This window comes from Polaribacter sp. KT25b (assembly GCF_900105145.1).
GTDB lineage: Bacteria > Bacteroidota > Bacteroidia > Flavobacteriales > Flavobacteriaceae > Polaribacter.
This window is the reverse complement of sequence record NZ_LT629752.1, coordinates 3,865,582-3,883,335: the sequence shown is the minus strand read 5'-3', so window position 1 is coordinate 3,883,335 and position 17,754 is coordinate 3,865,582. Positions and strand designations below refer to the sequence as shown.

Annotated in this window: 14 protein-coding genes; 6 read left to right on the top strand and 8 right to left on the bottom strand. The window is 30.0% G+C overall.

The window, feature by feature from the left end; translation table 11 throughout:
* The first annotated feature begins 449 nt into the window (after positions 1–449).
* Together BLT70_RS16860 and BLT70_RS16855 are read left to right on the top strand one after the other, a co-directional pair.
* Positions 450–3,638: a TonB-dependent receptor gene (locus BLT70_RS16860; RefSeq protein ID WP_091897141.1), complete on the top strand. Its 3,189-nt coding sequence runs from the start codon at positions 450–452 to the stop codon at positions 3,636–3,638.
* 10 nt (positions 3,639–3,648) lie between these two features.
* Positions 3,649–4,950, top strand: coding sequence for a RagB/SusD family nutrient uptake outer membrane protein (locus BLT70_RS16855; RefSeq protein WP_091897844.1), 1,302 nt, complete (start codon positions 3,649–3,651; stop codon positions 4,948–4,950).
* Positions 4,951–5,506: 556 nt separating this feature from the next.
* On the opposite strand, the gene BLT70_RS16850 is transcribed toward BLT70_RS16855, so the two are convergent.
* The 7 genes from BLT70_RS16850 to gndA all read right to left on the bottom strand — a co-directional run bounded on the left by BLT70_RS16850 (position 5,507) and on the right by gndA (position 12,971).
* Positions 5,507–6,565, bottom strand: coding sequence for a polysaccharide lyase family 7 protein (locus tag BLT70_RS16850; protein ID WP_091897138.1), 1,059 nt, complete (start codon positions 6,563–6,565; stop codon positions 5,507–5,509).
* Positions 6,566–6,618: 53 nt separating this feature from the next.
* Positions 6,619–7,053, bottom strand: coding sequence for an RbsD/FucU domain-containing protein (locus BLT70_RS16845; RefSeq protein ID WP_091897135.1), 435 nt, complete (start codon positions 7,051–7,053; stop codon positions 6,619–6,621).
* A gap of 81 nt (positions 7,054–7,134) precedes the next feature.
* Positions 7,135–7,902 carry an SDR family NAD(P)-dependent oxidoreductase gene (locus BLT70_RS16840; protein ID WP_091897133.1) on the bottom strand — a complete coding sequence of 256 codons (768 nt, stop codon included), beginning with the start codon at positions 7,900–7,902 and terminating at the stop codon, positions 7,135–7,137.
* 9 nt (positions 7,903–7,911) lie between these two features.
* On the bottom strand, positions 7,912–9,006 hold the full coding sequence (locus BLT70_RS16835; RefSeq protein ID WP_091897841.1) for a polysaccharide lyase family 7 protein: 1,095 nt from the start codon (positions 9,004–9,006) through the stop codon (positions 7,912–7,914).
* A gap of 7 nt (positions 9,007–9,013) precedes the next feature.
* Positions 9,014–9,721, bottom strand: a complete 708-nt coding sequence (locus BLT70_RS16830) for a FadR/GntR family transcriptional regulator (protein WP_091897130.1) — start codon at positions 9,719–9,721, stop codon at positions 9,014–9,016.
* A 56-nt stretch (positions 9,722–9,777) separates the two neighbouring features.
* The gene (locus BLT70_RS16825; RefSeq protein WP_172824438.1) at positions 9,778–11,052 is read right to left on the bottom strand and encodes an Nramp family divalent metal transporter; all 1,275 of its coding nucleotides are present in this window, start codon (positions 11,050–11,052) and stop codon (positions 9,778–9,780) included.
* A 17-nt stretch (positions 11,053–11,069) separates the two neighbouring features.
* Positions 11,070–12,971: an NADP-dependent phosphogluconate dehydrogenase gene (gene gndA / locus BLT70_RS16820; protein WP_231962758.1), complete on the bottom strand. Its 1,902-nt coding sequence runs from the start codon at positions 12,969–12,971 to the stop codon at positions 11,070–11,072.
* 418 nt (positions 12,972–13,389) lie between these two features.
* On the opposite strand from gndA, the gene BLT70_RS16815 reads away from it, so the two are divergent.
* Genes BLT70_RS16815 through BLT70_RS16800 form a run of 4 tightly spaced genes read left to right on the top strand, consistent with a single transcriptional unit; the run spans position 13,390 to position 16,883 of the window.
* Positions 13,390–13,971 (top strand): HupE/UreJ family protein, encoded by a 582-nt coding sequence (locus BLT70_RS16815; protein WP_091897127.1) that lies wholly within the window; start codon positions 13,390–13,392, stop codon positions 13,969–13,971.
* 55 nt (positions 13,972–14,026) lie between these two features.
* The gene (locus BLT70_RS16810) at positions 14,027–14,452 is read left to right on the top strand and encodes a dCMP deaminase family protein (RefSeq protein WP_091897124.1); all 426 of its coding nucleotides are present in this window, start codon (positions 14,027–14,029) and stop codon (positions 14,450–14,452) included.
* Entirely contained in the window at positions 14,445–16,103 is a 1,659-nt protein-coding gene (locus BLT70_RS16805) for a S41 family peptidase (protein ID WP_091897121.1), read from the top strand. Before BLT70_RS16810 ends, BLT70_RS16805 begins: the two co-directional genes overlap by 8 nt.
* A gap of 15 nt (positions 16,104–16,118) precedes the next feature.
* Positions 16,119–16,883 (top strand): UDP-2,3-diacylglucosamine diphosphatase, encoded by a 765-nt coding sequence (locus BLT70_RS16800; protein ID WP_172824437.1) that lies wholly within the window; start codon positions 16,119–16,121, stop codon positions 16,881–16,883.
* 46 nt (positions 16,884–16,929) lie between these two features.
* On the opposite strand, the gene BLT70_RS16795 is transcribed toward BLT70_RS16800, so the two are convergent.
* The gene (locus BLT70_RS16795; RefSeq protein WP_091897118.1) at positions 16,930–17,754 is read right to left on the bottom strand and encodes a hypothetical protein; all 825 of its coding nucleotides are present in this window, start codon (positions 17,752–17,754) and stop codon (positions 16,930–16,932) included.

Sequence of the window (17,754 nt, the reverse complement as noted above, 5' to 3'; positions counted from 1 at the left end):
ATATTTAGCCTTTTCTCGTTTCTAAAATTATTTATCAATTACCAAATGCGCATTTTCATTTAAATTCTTAATAGAATATCTTATTAGGTGTTTTTTATCTTAAAAAAAGATAAAAGAGAACTTATTTTACCCAGAAAATTGGGCTTATTCATACAAATTTCATTCATTTTAATCATAAATTATACTTGATTTTAAAAAAAAAATGAAAATTTATACCTCATCAACTAGATATCTTAAAAAAAATGAAAAACCCAACAAACAGTACTGTTTTAGTAATAATTTAACACTTAAACACTACAGAAAGTTAATGTTTTTTATATAAGAAATCCCTCTTTCGATAAAATAACACACAAATAAGATAAAATAATACATATTATTTGTATATTTGGCGAACCAGTTTGGTTAACCAATTTGGACAACCAATAAATCAATAATTTAAAATAAATTAAATGTCAAAAAACAACTTAATTAAAAAAATTAGCACATGCCTATTTCTTCTGGCATCGCTTTTTGCTTATTCACAGCAAAAAGTAACAGGAAAAGTAACAGACGACACTTCTGGGGGAGTTTTACCCGGAGTTAGTGTTCAGGTTAAAGGAACTACTACAGGTACCAGTACAGATTTTGATGGTCTGTTTAGTCTTAAAGTACCAAATAACGAAGCTATATTAGTTTTTAGTTATATTGGTTATGCAAAACAAGAAATTAAAGTAGATGGAAAATCAACTATAAATGTAATTTTAAAAGAAGACGCAAGTACTTTAGATGAAATTATAATTGTAGGTTATGGTACTAGTAAAAAATCTCATTTAACAGGTTCTGTTTCTAAAATTGGTGGTGATGATGTTGCTGCCGTTCAAGCTACTCGTGTAGATGAAGCATTAGCTGGTAAGTTATCGGGGGTTTTAATTCAAAACGCTAGCGGTGGACCTGGTGCAGATCCAAAAATTCAAATTAGAGCAGCTTCTTCTATATCAAGTGATTCAAATCCGTTAATTGTTGTTGATGGGTTTCCTATTTCAGGAAGTTTAGCGACAGTTAATCCTAGCGATATTGAAAGTATGGAAGTATTAAAAGATGCTGCTTCTGCTGCTATTTATGGTTCTAGAGGTGCAAATGGTGTAATTTTAGTTACTACCAAAACAGGTAAGTCTGGTAAAACTACTTTTAACTATAATACATATCTTAGTGTTTCTAATAAATATAGAGATAACATTCTTAAAACGGGTTCTGAATGGGCTGCGTTTTCAAGAAAAGAAATTGCTGCAGGAAATTGGGATCTTTCTCAAATTGACCCAGCATTCATTGAATATAGATTATCTGCTTATGAAAATTCTCCAGGAGAAGTAAGTGTAGAAGATTGGTTATACCAAAGTGGTACAAGTGTTAATCATGATTTTAGCATGAGTGGTGGTACTGACACTTCAAATTACTTTGCTTCTGTTGGATATCAAGATACCGAAGGAATTGTAAGAACTCAAGGATATGAAAGATTTAATGCACGTTTAAATGTAAACACTCAATTTGGAGAAAAATTTAAAACAGGCTTAAGTTTTAATGGGTTTATGTCTAAAAGAGATATTGTAGCTCATGATATAAGAGATTTGGCTAGATCTTATAGTTTTCACCCAATTTATCATACCGAAGAATCTATTGCGTTTGTTCAAGATTTAGATAGACAAGCACAAGCTTTAGGTTTAAATGGATTTGATAGTGGAAGAAATTCAAAAACAGATGGAGTTACTGGATATGTACAAAGTATTCAAGATTTAGTACCTGGTGATTTTGTTAACGACTGGCATTATGGTAGAGCAAATAACGGTATTGGAGGTTCTGGAGATCAAGGTCCAGCAGCGAAATTAGACAACGCCACAAATTGGGAAAAAACTTACTTTTTTAATGTTAGTTCATATTTAGAATATAACATAATGGAAGGATTAAATTTAAAAACTGTTTTAGGTGCAGATCTTAGAGATACTCAATTATATTACTACCAAGGAATCTTAGCAGATAACCAAGCTAGATGGGAAAATACAGATTTAGACCAAACAGATACAAAAAGATCTTCTGTTTTAAGTACAACAACTTTAAGCTATGCTAAAGAAATTGGAAAACATGATATCTCTGCTGTTGCAGGTATTGAATTTCAAAATAACTATACAAAAGCAACTCAGTTATTAGGAAGTTACGTGCCTTTTGGTGAAGTAATTAATTATGGCTTATTAGAACCAGAAAACATTACCGTATCAGAACGAAATGAAACTAGTACAAGAAGAAGTGTTTTTGGTAGAGTTAGTTATGCTTATGATGATAAATATTTAGCGTCTGTATCTCTTAGAAGAGACGGTGATTCTCGTTTTGGGGCTAACAATAGATATGAAGTATTTCCTGCGGTTTCTTTAGGATGGAATTTACATAAAGAAGATTTTTTAGCAGATAATGAAAAATTAAGTAAATTAAAATTAAGATTTAGTACAGGTTCTTTAGGTACAGCATCTTTTTTAGGAGCATATAGCTCTTTAAGCTTATTAGAATCTGGTACTACAGTATATGGAAACGGATATTTGATTCCTACAGATGTAGCTAACCCAGATTTAACATGGCAAACAAATACTGAAACAAATTTTGGTGTAGATTTTGGTTTTGTTAACAATCGTTATACGTTAGGTGTAGATTACTATACGTCTGATATTGAAAACATTTTACTAGAACAAAGTGTATCTGAAGTATTAGGTACAAACCAAATTAAATTAAACTCAGGTGATGTAAAAAGTACTGGTTTAGAATTTGAATTAGGTGCAGATTTAATTAGAAAAGAAGATTTATCATGGAATTTAAGTGCAAACTTATCTACAGTTAAAACAGAAATTACAGACTTAGGTGAAAGAGATGAATTACCAAGATTACCTTCTGGTCAATCTGGAAGAGATATTGTATTTAGAAACTACGTAGGTGGTCAAATTGGTGAAATGTGGGGAATAGAAACTGCTGGTCAAGTAGAAATGAAATATTTAGAAGACCCAACAAGAAGCCCAAATAACACTTCTGGTGAATATTATGTAGTTGACCAACAAGGAGATGGTATAATCGATATTACTAAAACAGTTGAAGAAGGCGGAGATTTAATTAAAGTTGGTAATAATACTCCTGATTTTTATTGGGGATTAAACTCTTCAATTAATTATAAAGCTTTTGATATTTCTATGCAATTTCAAGGAGCTCAAGGTGGAGAAGTTTTTAATGTTGATCCATATTACTACGGTTCTCAATGGGGAGGTAGATTAGTTGATAATTTTAAAGATGCAGATGGTCGTGCTGTACATAATGGTATGTTTGTTAAAGATGCTAAAAGTAATTTAGACGCTAATGTACAAGATGCTTCTTATTTAGCTTTAAGAAACCTTACTATTGGTTACACTGTAGAAGATAATATTGTAGAAAAAATGGGTTTAAGTTCCATAAGAATATATGGAGCAGCAACAAATCTATTATACATATTCGGAGACGATTATACGTCTTATAATCCAGAAGGTATAGAAACTACTGGTGATTACCAAGGACCTGTTAACTCTGGTTTTCAAATAGGTGCAAGTCCTGTAGTTAGAAGTTTTACTGTAGGATTAAATGTTAAATTTTAAAATGAAAAAAATGAAAAAAATATTTTTAATAGTTTTTGTTTCAATGATGTTTATAACATCATGTGATAATAGTTTAGAACAAGTACCGCCAAATATTGCAAATGCAGATTCTTTGACAGATTTTACAGGAGTTTTAAATGCAGCTTATTACTATCAAACAGCAGCAGGTACTCCATTAGCAGTAATGGGAGATTTTAGAGCAGATAATGCAATTTTTGATGAGGCTCCTCATAATTCTTTTCAAGTTTTTAATGGAGATTTAATTACTTTGGAAGGTGATTTTTTCCAACCTTTTTACGCTAACCTATATAAATCTATATTAAGCGCAAACAATGTAATTGAAAATTCTACAAATGCAACTCATATTGCAGAAGCTAAATTTTTAAGAGGATTAGCATATTTTAATCTAGTAAAAGTTTTTGGTGATATTCCTGTAAATTTATCTGCAAGTCCTAGTACAACAGATACCTCAATTTTAGCAAAACAACCCGTAGCTGATGTTTATAAAATTGTTATTGATGATTTTACAGATGCAATAAATGGGTTAGATAATTCTGGTATTATTACAGGAAGAGCATCTAAGCTTGCAGCTCAAGGAATGTTAGGTAAAACATATATTTTTATGGGAGATTTTACTAATGCAGAAACTCATTTAAAAGATGTTATTAATGGTGCAGCAGCAGCGGGCGTGAGCTTACAAGATAATTTTGCTGATGTTTTTGGAAGTGTTAATGATTTAAATTCTGAAATTATATTTGCAACTCAAACTTCTGGCGCAATAACTGCAGGTAGTGGTACTGTATTTGCTGCTTGGTTTGGTGGTAATGACACGAAAGCAGATGAATATCCTATAACAAGTTCTTTAGTAGATGCTTTTGACGCAGAAGGTGATGTAACAAGAAAGGATGCAACTATTTTAATTAGTGCAACAAATAGAGTTGGTGTTAAATTTGATGGAGCAGATCAAGATTTTATAGATTTAAGATTAGGAGATGCAATTTTATTATATGCAGAAGCATTAAATGAAAACAACAAAACTTCTGATGCCATTATTCAATTAAATAAAATTAGAAATAGAGCTAATTTAGCTAATACAACTGCAACTACTAAAGCTACTGTTAAAGTTGCAATTGCAAATGAAAGAAGATTAGAATTAGCTTTTGAAGGGCATAGATGGTTTGATTTGGTAAGAACAAATACCGTTAGTGCAGAAATGGGTACAACAGTTGATAGCAAATATTATGTATTTCCAATTCCAACTTCAGAAATTTTTGCAAGTGATGGAATAATAACACAAAATACAGGATATTAAAAAATAATTATTTGAATTAAGTTTGAAAAGGGTTACAACATTAAAAGTTGTAACCCTTTTATATTTTATAGAAATTATTAGCTTTTTATTTATAAACAAATAAAAATAGCTTTAGCATTAATATTCATTTTTATTACTAGGTCTTATTATTACTGCAAAACATTAACGCTAATTTGCCAACTAATCAAGTATCATTGTTCATCATCAACATTTTTTTTAAACACTCATAAAAAGATTTTATCTTTACTATATATCAACTAAACTAAAGCAACAAAAAATAAAGATTACTTATTATAAGTTATACTACCCAATATAATCATAAACAGAAACTTAAAAAAGCAAGAAACACTCTTTAATAATAGTTTAAATTAACCCTATAAATCAAAATTTTATACCTACAAAAGAAAAAATCGACTAAATATTAAGCATCTATTTTATCAGCAAAAAATTAAATTCGAACTAAGTTTAGAAAGTAATAAATCCAATTAAATAGAGAGTTATTGTTTTTAAGAGATATGCTTTCTATTTTCCTATTACCGTAATCTAAATAAAACTACTAATTTTTGGGTGGCGTACCCGCACCCACAGTAGCTTCTTTAAACCATACTTCAGAATAACAGCCGTTTGCATATTGTTTTGCAATATCTCCATTATACGTTTCAGATCCTGTATACCAAACTATATTATCTTCTGGATTCTTTCCATTTGTTTGATTATATGCACCTTGTTTAAAATACTGAATTTCTCCAGCGTACGCATTTTCACGCTCTACTCCATCACGACCTATTGCAGCATATAATGTCCATATTTGTTGTGGAATATCTTCTTTCGTTGAGAAATCTGATTTCAATAAGTTTTTTGTAAATTTAATAGTTTCATGACCTTCACTTTTAAAGGTAAGATACATAATTCCTTTATAAACATTTATTTCATAACTAAACTCTTCACCTAATTCAATTCCGTCTATAGGTTCTTTTGGATATGAAGTTGCATTTTCACCAACAACAGACATATCATTACCCCAAACCGCGGTTGAATAATCCCATCTTTTTGAATTATCACCTTTTGTATTAATTTCATAGTTCCAAAAAACAGAACCTTTTTTATGTCTAGGAAATTTTTTATAAAATATTTTTATAGGTTCATTTTCATGACCTTCATCACTATGAATTTGACCAACAACAACTGAGTATGAAGCTGCAACTCTTGCATCTCCAGAAGTAGAAACATGTTGTACTTTTAATGTGCCTGTTAACTTCCCTCCTATTTCAGGAATCCAATGTTTTTTTTGCCCTAATTCTGTTCTTGTATTGCTAGAAGTTTTTGAAGTTATTCCTGCATTTGGTGTTTTGTATACCACCCAATTTGTCTTTCCATCATTAGAAACATAGAAAAAATCCTTTTTACTATATTTTAATAAGTCATCAGAATGTTCTCCATCACCTAGAAGAATTTTCCATTCATCCATAAAAGGAATCACATCACTAGGATATGTGACAGAATTGGTTTCTTTAATAGGAGTTTTTTTCTTTGACTTAAAACAACCTACTAATAGTAAACCAAAGCTTACTACTAAAAAATATTTTATGAATATTTTAGCGATTCTTATTTTCATTATTTTTCTATTTAATTTTATTATTTTTCTTGTAACAGTGTGTTTTACAATCTTTAAAAATTGCTTTCTTCTGCCATTTTTACCACTCCAACAGTTAGTATCAAATTAGCAAAACGACGTTGTTCTCCTGTTTGAATAATTAATGTTGTATTTTGGTCTCTAATTTTATCATAAAAAGCCCATCTTTCCATTTCATCCCAAGTTACATCTCCAAGCAACTTTTTATATGCATCATGTATTTCTGCATTTGCTTCTGCTGGTTTTTCCATAACAATTGCACCTTGAATGGGACAAACTTCTAATATACCTTCTAGCACTGTAAGAGCATCTAACAATCCGGGACGAAAATTAAGATGAACAGTTGTAGAATTTAGCCCTTTCATAGCACCAACAGGTAGGTTACCATCAGCAATAACTACTTGAGCAAAATGACCAGAACGTGCAAGCACTTCCATAATTGTTGGATGAATTACTGGAGTTTTTAGCATAGTTTTAGGTTTAGGCACTGATTAAATTTAAACGCTAAGAACTTAAATTGATCTTGTGTTTATTCACTTTTTTATAATAAATTACATATTGTAAACACCTCCATTGATGTCTAGTGTAGCACCAGTTATAAAACCATCATATTCTGATGCTAAATATAAAACAGCTCTTGCTACATCTGCTGCGTTACCCGCTCTTTGAATTGGAATTCCAGCAATTGTTTCTGCTGCTGATTCTTTTGTTGTATGTGTATTATGAAATGATGTACCAAGAATTAAACCAGGAGCAACTGCATTAACTTTTGTTCCTTGAGGACCTAATTCTGTAGATAATGCTCTTGTAAATGTTAAAATAGCACCTTTGCTGGTTGCATACACTAATGACCCTGGGTGACCTCCTTTACGTCCTGCAAGTGAAGCTAAATTAACAATACTACTAGTATCGTTTTTTGCTAAATATGGTACAGCAGCTTTTGTTACAAACATCATAGAAGTCATATTAATATCCATTACTTTATGCCAAAATTCAGCTTCCATTTCGCCTAATAATCTTCTAGCCACAAGAGATCCTGCGTTATTAATTAGTATATCTAAACCACCGAAAACCTCAACAGTTTTTTCTACCATTGTAATTGCATCAGCTTCTTTGGTTAAATCCCCACTAATAGCTACAGCATTTACTCCTTTACTTTTTGCATATATTACCAACTCATTTGCAGTATCGGCACTAGAAAAATAGTGTATTGCAACATTAGATCCAGCATCTATAAAGTGTTTTGATATGGATTCTCCAATTCCTTGAGCTCCTGCAGTTATAAGTACGTTTTTCCCGTTTAATTTATTCTGATTCATATTGATATATTATTTATGATCGTTTTTATTAAAATAACCTTGATTGGAAACAGCAGCTTTACTTACCGAAATACTTGCTTTTTTAAACCAAACCTCGGCATAATTTCCGTCTTCATATTGTTTTTGAATATCCCCTCCATGTGTTTCTGCACCAGAACACCAATTTTTATTTACTTCCGGAGATTTACCATTTGTTTGATTGTAACAACCCAACTTAAAGAAACAACCCTCTCCTTTATATGCTTCTTTTCGTTCTACGCCATCTTGACCAATTGGCACAAATAATTTTTGTGTTTGTTCTGGAATATCTGCTTTTGTAGAAAAATCGGATTTAATTAAGTTTTTTGTAAATGTTTTGGTCTCGTGTCCTTCACTAGTAAATGTTAAGTTCATAATACCATCTTTAACTTCAATTTCATAGCTAAATTCTTCGCCTAACTCAATACCTTCTTCTGGTTCACTTGGAGGTGTATTTGCATCTGGTCCAACTACAGAAAAATCATTACCCCAAACAGGTAAAGAATAATCCCATCTTACAGAATTATCATTACCCGCAGTATTAATTTCGTAATGCCAAAAAACAGAACCTTTAGTATGACCAGGATATATTTTATAGAATATTTTTAATGGTTCATTTTCATGTTTATCTGCACTATGAATTTGACCTACAACCACAGCATGAGACGCCGCAACAGTTTTATCACCAGTAGAAGAAACATTCATTACTTTAAGCGTTGCTGATAATTTATCATTTGCAGTTTCAGGATACCATTTTTTAATTTGCCCTAATTCTGTTCTTGTATTGTTTGATGTTCCATGTGTACTTCCTGCATTTGGTGCTTTAAAAACAACCCATTCTCCATTGGCATCTTTTTCGGTATAAAAGAAATCTTTATTTTCAAAATCATTAGCAATTCCTGCATTTACACCGTTTCCTAAAACTAATTTCCAGTGATCAAAAAATGGAATAATATCACTTGCATACATTGTTTTTTGTACTTCTTTTTTAGCTTTTGGCTTCGTTTCTTTTTTACAGCTATTAAGTGTTAATAAAGCTCCAAAAAGCAAGCATACCGATACGGACTTAATTATTTGTTTTTTCATTTTTAATTTATTTAGTTTCATTTATTTCTATGTGTTTTGATAATTTAAAAAAGTGCTTATGCATCATTTTTGTTGCAATTTGAGAGTCTTTAGATTTTATTGCTAAATAAATATCTTCGTGTTTTTTAATTTCTGAAAATACTTTATCACCTTCACAAACAGTATCTCGATCGTATGTTTTTAGAATTGGCGGTGTTAATAAAAGCATTAATGACACCATTGTATTATTTTTACTAGCTTTTGCTATCGATATATGAAATAATAAATCTTCTTCTAAATAATCATCACCAATAGTAATTTTGGCTTTAAAAGCATTTAATGCATCTTTTATTCGTTTTAAATCAAAATCTGTACGTCTTTGAGCAGCTAAAGAAACAATCTCTAACTCTAATGAAATACGAGTTTCTACAAGCTCATTAAAAGCTGGTATATCTAGAGACACTATTTCCTCTATCATACCGTTAAAACCAGTTAACCCAATTGCTAGAATAGTACCACTTTGAGACATTGATTTTAACACGCCATAAAATTCAAGTTTTCTTATAGCTTCTCTAATATGATTTCTTTTTACATCAAATTTTTCTGACATAACTCTTTCTGATGGTAACTTATCTCCACGCTCTAAATTTTTAGCGTTAATTAAATCACGAATCTTACAGATTACATCATTCTGAAACATTCTATTTGAATTTTCATCTATTAAACTTATTTTCATACGTTTGACTATTCTATTATTATATAAAACTTGGCTGTAATTAAAATTTATTTCATTTAAAAATATTCTAAAAGAGCTAATATACCGTTGTATGAAATCACTAAAGAAAAGAACAACGCAGCGTACATTCCAATATAAACCCCTAAACTAGTCTTGTAATCTTTCATTACTTTTTTACTACTTAACATCAGTATAATTCCAAATATTACAACTGGCAAAACAAAGACATTAAATACTTGAGATAATATTTGAATTTCTATTGGATTTGCTCCAAAAGCAGGACCAATTAAAGCAACCAAACAAGCTATAGCAGTAATTATTCTAAACTGACGAGAGTTTGTATCTAAAACACCAGACTGATAATCTGCAATTAATAAAGGAGCGATTAACAAACAAGGAAATATAGAAGATAAACCCGCACTTAATGCGCCAAAAAAGAAAATAGAAACTGCCCATTTACCCGCAACTGGTTCTAAAGTATTTGCCATATCTAAAACTTGAGTAACTTCTTTACCTTGATAAAATAAAGCTCCAGCTGCTACTGCCATTATAACTCCACTAATTACAAAAATTAAAACTGCCGCTGTAATAGAATCTTTTTTCTGTTGATCTAAATTTTTAATGGTCCAACCTTTTCCTTTTACAAATAATGGTCTTGATAAAAATGTAGCAGATGCCATCGTTGTACCAACAAAAGCAGCAACCAACATTTTTCCGCCAGGAATATCTGGTATTGTTGGTATTAATCCTTTTACAACATCCAAAGGTAATGGTTGTACAAAACATAATGATAACAGAAACGAAAACCCCATTAAGCTTACAAATAGGACGAGTATTTTTTCAAAAAAAGTATATTTACCTACCAACATTAATAAGTAAAAAGTAACAATTATTATAATTGCAGTTATTAAAACGGTTTCATATTTATATGCTTCTAAACCTTGAAAATTTATTGCTAGTATTTCAAAAATAATATTGGCAGAAATACCCAAAATTCCCATTAAAGAATTCCATTGACCAAAAGTTATACCAACAATAATTAGAATCGCTAAAACCTTACCATATTTTAAATGTTTCTTAAATCCATAAAGTGCTGTTTCGCCAGTTAGTAAAGCATAATTTCCATAAGCAAACATTAAAACTCCAGAAAAAACACAACTTAATAATAGCACCCATAATAATTGCATATTAAACTTACTTCCGGCAACAATCATAGAAGTTACACTACCTGTACCTATGGTATAACCAATGGCAAAAATTCCTGGCCCAAAGCCTAAAACTATTGCAATAATTTTTTTTAGTAATGATTTCTTCTTTTCGACTGTGGACATCGTTTTATGGTTTTAGTTTAGTTATTTATCCAATCTGTATGATAAAATTTCTTTGAATTATCATCTTTTCTTTGATACGTATGTGCACCAAAATAATCGCGTTGAGCTTGTATTAAGTTTGCTGATGAATCTGCGACTGCAAAACTGTTTAAAAAATTAATAGCTTCACTAAAAGTAGGAATTGCTAATTCATTTAAAATACCTTCAGAAACCACTTTTTTAATACTTGGTTTTAATAATTTTATTTTTTTAATTATTATTTTATTGGTTAACAAATTATCTGTTGTTTTAAAGATGTCAACAAACTCTACCATCAAATCAGATTTAATAATACAACCACCTGTCCAGATTCTAGCTAATTCGCTTAAATTCAAATTCCAACTATAACTTTTAGAAGCCTCTTGAATTAATTTAAAACCTTGATAATGATTTATAATTCTAGCAAATTGATATGCTTTTAGAATATCATCCGTAGTAAGATTTAGATTAGAAGTAGTATTTTTTTCAAAATTTTCACTTGCAGTAATTCGTTCTTCTTTATAAAATGAAGTATAACGAGCAAATAATGCAGAAGCTATCATGGTACTTGGCACTCCTAATTCAGCAGTCGAAATAGTTGTCCAGTTTCCCGTTCCTTTATTTCCTGCTTTGTCCATTATTTTGTTCACTAACCAATCATCACCTTCTTTTTTTCTTAAAATATCAATCGTAATTTCTAATAAATAACTGTTTGTTGATGCTTTCCAAGATTCTAAAATAGTGGCAATTTGGTCTGGATTATTTCCTAAAGCTTTTAACATTACATAAACCTCAGCAAGTAATTGCATTTCTGCATACTCAATTCCATTGTGCACCATTTTTACAAAATGACCACTTCCTTCAGTTCCTATGTGAGTACAACAAGGCAAATTATTAGCATCTTTAGCTGCAATCGCTTCTAAAAAAGGCTGAATATCTTTATAAACATCTTTATCACAACCAGGCATAATTGACGGTCCTTTTAAAGCGCCTTCTTCGCCACCAGAAACTCCAGTGCCAACAAAATGAATATTTTTAGATTTTAAATAATGAAATCGTTCTTTTGTTTTATTATAGTTTGAGTTCCCTCCATCAATTAAAATATCTCCAGCATCTAAAAATGGCAAAAGATCTTCAATAACATAATCTACAATTTTACCAGCATTCACCATTAACATGATTTTTCTTGGTTTTTGTAGAGAATTCACAAAAGATTCTATATTATCAAAAGCAAGACTTGATGATAATTCTTTAAATTCATTCTTAAATTTTTTCGCTACATCTTCTTCTACACCTTCAACATGTCTGTTAAATAAAGAAATGTTAAATCCTTTATTTGCTAGGTTTCTACTAAGGCTTTTACCCATAACTCCTAATCCGAATAAACCAAATTCAGATTTTTTTAAGATTTCCTTACTAATCATTTCTACAATATTATTAGGTGATAAATTTATATCTATTTCAATAGCGTTTTTTGGTGCTTCTAAAATGTCAAATTGAGATTTTAACAAGTCAGAACTCATAAAATGCCCTTTACGATCGTTAATTCTTTGCTTAATTTGTTCGAAAGAACCATTTAGGAAAACCCATTCTGCGCGCTCTTTTATATCCGTATTTAAAATGTCGCGGTATTTTTCTTTTAATGCCGAACAAACAATAACACAACCTTTATTTACCAATTGTTCTATCGCTAATTTGTTTAGCGTTTGCAACCAACCCAATCTATCATCATCATTTAAAGGCTCTCCTTTAGACATTTTTAAAATATTTTCTTCCGGATGAAAATCATCTCCATCAAAAAAAGGAATATTTAATTTTTCTGATAATAAGCTTCCTATGGTGCTTTTTCCCACTCCAGAAACCCCCATAATAAAGATAATTTTAGCTTTCGTTTTAATCATAATATTTTGGTTAACCAGTTTGGGCACCCAAATATAGGCTTTTTAAATTAAAGAATTACATAAGAACAAAATTTTTATTTAAAAGCTAAACACCTGTTTCTTTTATAATTAAACCTTATCAATGTATGACTTATAAATTTTTAATCTTTTTTCAGATTTTCTATCTTTTTTAATTTTGATATATACTACACACAAATATTACATGAATATTATATCCAAAAAATCATTCTATCAGAAAAAATATTACTTTTTGTTTTTGAAGAATTACGAGAGATAATTGGTTTGAATCAAGATTTTAAACGAAGTGATTTAACAATATAATCGAATTGATTTATTCTGATTTAAAATCAATCCTTTTTATAATTATCTAAAATTATTGTTTTTAATATCTTTGACACTCTCTAAATTAGAATTTTAAATGGACGATTTTTTACTTTATTTTAAAATGGGCTTATATCACGTGCTAGATTACCTAGCTATTGATCATATTTTATTTTTAATTGTTTTAGCGGTTGTGTTCACTTTTAAACAATGGAAAAAAGTATTATGGCTTGTTACATTATTTACATTAGGACACTCTACTAGCCTAGCTTTAGCTGCTTTTAAAATTGTGGAAATTAGAGTTGATTTAATTGAATTTTTAATTCCCTTAACCATTTTTATTACAGGTGTAATTAACTTGTTTACAGCTAAAAGAACATCCAACGGAAAAGAAAATCTTAACTTAATTTTTGCGCTATTTTTTGGATTAATTCATGGCTTAGGATTTTCTAATTACTTTAAAATGATGATTGGTCAAGAAGAAGATAAAATTTTACCTTTAGCAGAATTTGCGCTTGGTATTGAAGCTGCACAAATAATTATTGTTTTAGCAATTTTAAGTTTCGGCTACTTATTTATAAATCTTTTTAGGGTAAATAGAAGAGATTGGATTTTAGTTTTATCATCAATTGTTATTGGTTTTGCGATACAAATGATGATGGACAGAGTTTTCTGGTAATTATTTTGTCTATTAATTAACATCCTAATTCTACAAATCTTTATACTTTCGTTATATGACAGAAAAAAAGCAATTAAAATACGATAAAGCTTATTTAAAAATGGCTTTAGAATGGGGTAAATTATCGCATTGTAAACGCAAACAAGTTGGTGCGTTAATTGTAAAAGATAGAATGATTATTTCTGATGGTTTTAACGGAACACCAACAGGTTTTAATAATTGTTGTGAAGATGAAGAAGGAATTACAAAATGGGAAGTTTTACACGCAGAAGCAAACGCAATTTTAAAAGTTGCTTCTTCTACACAATCTGCTAAAAACGCAACTTTATATATAACATTATCGCCTTGCACACAATGCAGCAAATTAATACATCAAGCAGGTATAAAACGTGTTGTTTACGCCAAAGCTTACAGAGACAATGCTGGTTTAGAATTTTTAGAAAAAGCTGGTGTAGAAATTAAATATTTACCTTATGAATAAAAATAATCTACCAATATATTTTTCAATTGCTATTGTTCTAGGAATTTTAATTGGCGTTTTTTTTGCAGGGAATTCCAACGATATGTTATCGTTTTCTAAATCGCAATCAAAAGAGTTAAAAATTAAAAAACTTATTAATTTTATAGAGCAAGATTATGTAGATAAAATAGATACAGACAGCTTATTAGACGATGCAATTACTACAATATTGGGCGATTTAGACCCACATTCTGTTTACATTCCAAAAGAAGAATTACAAGAAGTTACAGAAAATATGCAAGGTAATTTTGTAGGAATTGGCGTTCAATTTAGAATGATAAAAGACTCAATAACCGTTGTGCAAACTATAAAAGGAGGCCCAAGTATTAAAGCAGGAATTAAAGCAGGAGATCGTATTTTAATAGCAAACAACGATACTTTATACGGCAAAAGACTTAGAAGCAATAATATTCCTCAGTATCTTAAAGGAAAACCAGACACAAAAGTAAAACTTCAAATCTATAGAAAAAGCAACAACTCTTTATTTAATGTTGATGTTACTCGCGGAAACGTAAACATTAAAAGTGTCGATTTAGCTTATATGATGAACGATTCTATTGGCTATATAAAGCTAGATCGTTTTGCTAGAAATACATATAAAGAATTTAAACCCGCTTTAAATACCTTAATTAAAAAAGGAATGAAATCTTTGGTTTTAGATTTACGCGGAAATGGTGGTGGTTATATAGATATTGCAAACAGAATTATTGATGAGTTTTTAGAAGACAATAAACTCATGGTATTTACAAAAAACAATAAAGAACAAATAGAAGAATTTTTTGCTACAGAAATTGGCTCTTTCGAAAAAGGTGGTTTATATGTTTTAATTGATGAAAATTCTGCTTCTGCATCAGAAATTGTTGCTGGCGCTTTGCAAGACAACGATAAAGGAACCATAATTGGAAGACGGTCTTTTGGTAAAGGTTTAGTGCAAATAGAAATGGATTTAGGCGATGGTTCTGCTGTTCGTTTAACAACTGCAAGATATTACACTCCAACTGGTCGTTCTATTCAAAAGCCATATACAAATGGCGAAAAAACAAGTTACTATAAAGATTATCAGAAAAGAATTATTAGCGGAGAATTGTTAACTAAAGACAGCATTAAAGTGGTAGATTCTTTACAATACAAAACACCAAAAGGAAAAATAGTTTATGGCGGAGGCGGTATTATTCCTGATGTTTTTGTTGCAATAGACACTGCTTCTTATATGTCTAATTTCTATTTTAATTCAATTAATAATTTTGCTTTTGATTATGTAGATAACAATCGAAAAAAATTATCAAAATGGACAGTTGATAGTTTTATTGCTGATTTTGACAAAGACGAAACAGTTTTTTACAACTATTTAACTAGTATAGAAAATAGCAAAAACCCATTATTAAAAGATTTAAAAAACTTAAAAATAACATATAAAGACGGAACTGCTTTTAATTCAAACTCCAATATTACAAACGGAAGTTTAGATTTAAAAAAACAAGAAAGTTTAAAAAAATACTTAAAAGCAGCAATCGCAAATACTCTTTTTGGCGATATTGGATTTTATAAAATTATACATCAAGATGATAAAATGTTACAAAAGGTTTTAGAGTTGGAAAGTAAAAAGGAATAGCTTTTCTTTGCACTAATGATTACAATAACTACATCAGAAAATAAAAAAGTATATTTTGCTTCAGATCAACATTTAGGAGCACCAACAGCAGCAGCAAGTTTTCCTCGAGAAAAAAAGTTTGTTGCTTGGTTAAATAAAATTAAAAAAGATGCAGGAGCAATTTTTTTAGTAGGCGATTTATTCGATTTTTGGTTCGAATACGACACCGTTGTTCCTAAAGGATTTGTGCGTGTTTTAGGAAAACTAGCAGAAATAAAAGATGCTGGAATTCCTATTTATTTCTTTGTTGGTAATCATGATTTATGGATGAATGATTATTTTGAAAAAGAATTAAACATTCCTGTTTATCACAAACCACAAGAATTTCTCATCAACAATAAAAAATTTTTTATTGGTCATGGAGATGGTTTAGGCCCTGATGACAAAGGCTTTAAACGCATGAAGAAAGTGTTTACATTTCCTTTATTTAAATGGATGTATAAATGGCTTCACCCAGATTTAGGCGTAAAATTAGGTCAATATATGTCCGTAAAAAACAAAGCGATTTCTGGTGATGAAGACGCAAAATACTTAGGCAACGAAAAAGAATGGCTAGTTTTATATTGTAAATACAAACTTACAGAAAAACATTACGATTATTTTGTGTTTGGACATAGACATTTGCCTTTAGAAGTTGAACTTCAAGAAAATAGCAAATACATAAACCTTGGTGATTGGATTAACTATTTTACATATGGAGAGTTTGAAGAAAATTTTAAATTACTTGAATATAAGCAATAAAAAAAGCGGCAAAATTTGCCGCTTTTTTATAAAATATTAGTTTTACTTAAAGTGCCGTAAACGTATATTCTAAACCAGAAGCATCTGCATTAAGAGATGTTTCAATTTTTAAAACATACTTATCTTTATCTATTGTTAAGTTAAATACTTGAGGGCTTTCTCCTGCAACAGTAATTGTTAAAACAACTGGATCACTCGCATTATTATCATTCCAATAATCTTCAACAAAAATATAAGCTGAGCCAATAGGTAAAGCTGTTGAAATTTCTTCTAAAGCTACAGTTTCACCACTATACCCATAAACTGTTGTAACCAATGAAGAATCAAAATTATCATATACATCTACCAAATTAGGGTCTAGCACATCAAAAATAAAAACATCATAATCATAAAAATCATCTGCCCATTCAAATGTATATTTAACTGGACTTGGAACCAAAAAGATAGATTTATTTTCTACAATAGTTAAGTCTGCAGAAGAACTACCAGCCACAAACACCTCATACCTACCTGCTGCCAAAAAAGTAACATTAGCAGTTATATTTGTATCTCCAGAAAGTAAAGAAGTATTGTCAACAGTATAATCTGTATTCAATACAGCTGCACTACCATCTTTTGTAACATTAAAAGTGAAATCTACATCTGTGGAAATTGCAGTATTTACACCTACAGTAATATTTTGACTTTCGTCTACATTTGCAATAGCTACTTCTTGTTGCGTAGCATCTGTTTCTATAAAAATAGTGTTCACTATATCTGTAGTTTCAATTTGAGAAACAACTTCATCAAAATCTTCGCTATTATCACAGCTTAGAAAACTTATGCTAACACTTAAAAGTGCAATTCCTAAAAATTTATTAATATTCTTCAT

Coding starts and splice junctions, on each gene's coding strand:
- BLT70_RS16860 (WP_091897141.1), top strand. CDS start 450: ATGTCAAAAAACAACTTAATTAAAAAAATTAGCACATGCCTATTTCTT.
- BLT70_RS16855 (WP_091897844.1), top strand. CDS start 3,649: ATGAAAAAAATATTTTTAATAGTTTTTGTTTCAATGATGTTTATAACA.
- BLT70_RS16850 (WP_091897138.1), bottom strand. CDS start 6,565: ATGAAAATAAGAATCGCTAAAATATTCATAAAATATTTTTTAGTAGTA.
- BLT70_RS16845 (WP_091897135.1), bottom strand. CDS start 7,053: ATGCTAAAAACTCCAGTAATTCATCCAACAATTATGGAAGTGCTTGCA.
- BLT70_RS16840 (WP_091897133.1), bottom strand. CDS start 7,902: ATGAATCAGAATAAATTAAACGGGAAAAACGTACTTATAACTGCAGGA.
- BLT70_RS16835 (WP_091897841.1), bottom strand. CDS start 9,006: ATGAAAAAACAAATAATTAAGTCCGTATCGGTATGCTTGCTTTTTGGA.
- BLT70_RS16830 (WP_091897130.1), bottom strand. CDS start 9,721: ATGAAAATAAGTTTAATAGATGAAAATTCAAATAGAATGTTTCAGAAT.
- BLT70_RS16825 (WP_172824438.1), bottom strand. CDS start 11,052: ATGTCCACAGTCGAAAAGAAGAAATCATTACTAAAAAAAATTATTGCA.
- gndA (WP_231962758.1), bottom strand. CDS start 12,971: ATGATTAAAACGAAAGCTAAAATTATCTTTATTATGGGGGTTTCTGGA.
- BLT70_RS16815 (WP_091897127.1), top strand. CDS start 13,390: ATGGACGATTTTTTACTTTATTTTAAAATGGGCTTATATCACGTGCTA.
- BLT70_RS16810 (WP_091897124.1), top strand. CDS start 14,027: ATGACAGAAAAAAAGCAATTAAAATACGATAAAGCTTATTTAAAAATG.
- BLT70_RS16805 (WP_091897121.1), top strand. CDS start 14,445: ATGAATAAAAATAATCTACCAATATATTTTTCAATTGCTATTGTTCTA.
- BLT70_RS16800 (WP_172824437.1), top strand. CDS start 16,119: ATGATTACAATAACTACATCAGAAAATAAAAAAGTATATTTTGCTTCA.
- BLT70_RS16795 (WP_091897118.1), bottom strand. CDS start 17,754: ATGAAGAATATTAATAAATTTTTAGGAATTGCACTTTTAAGTGTTAGC.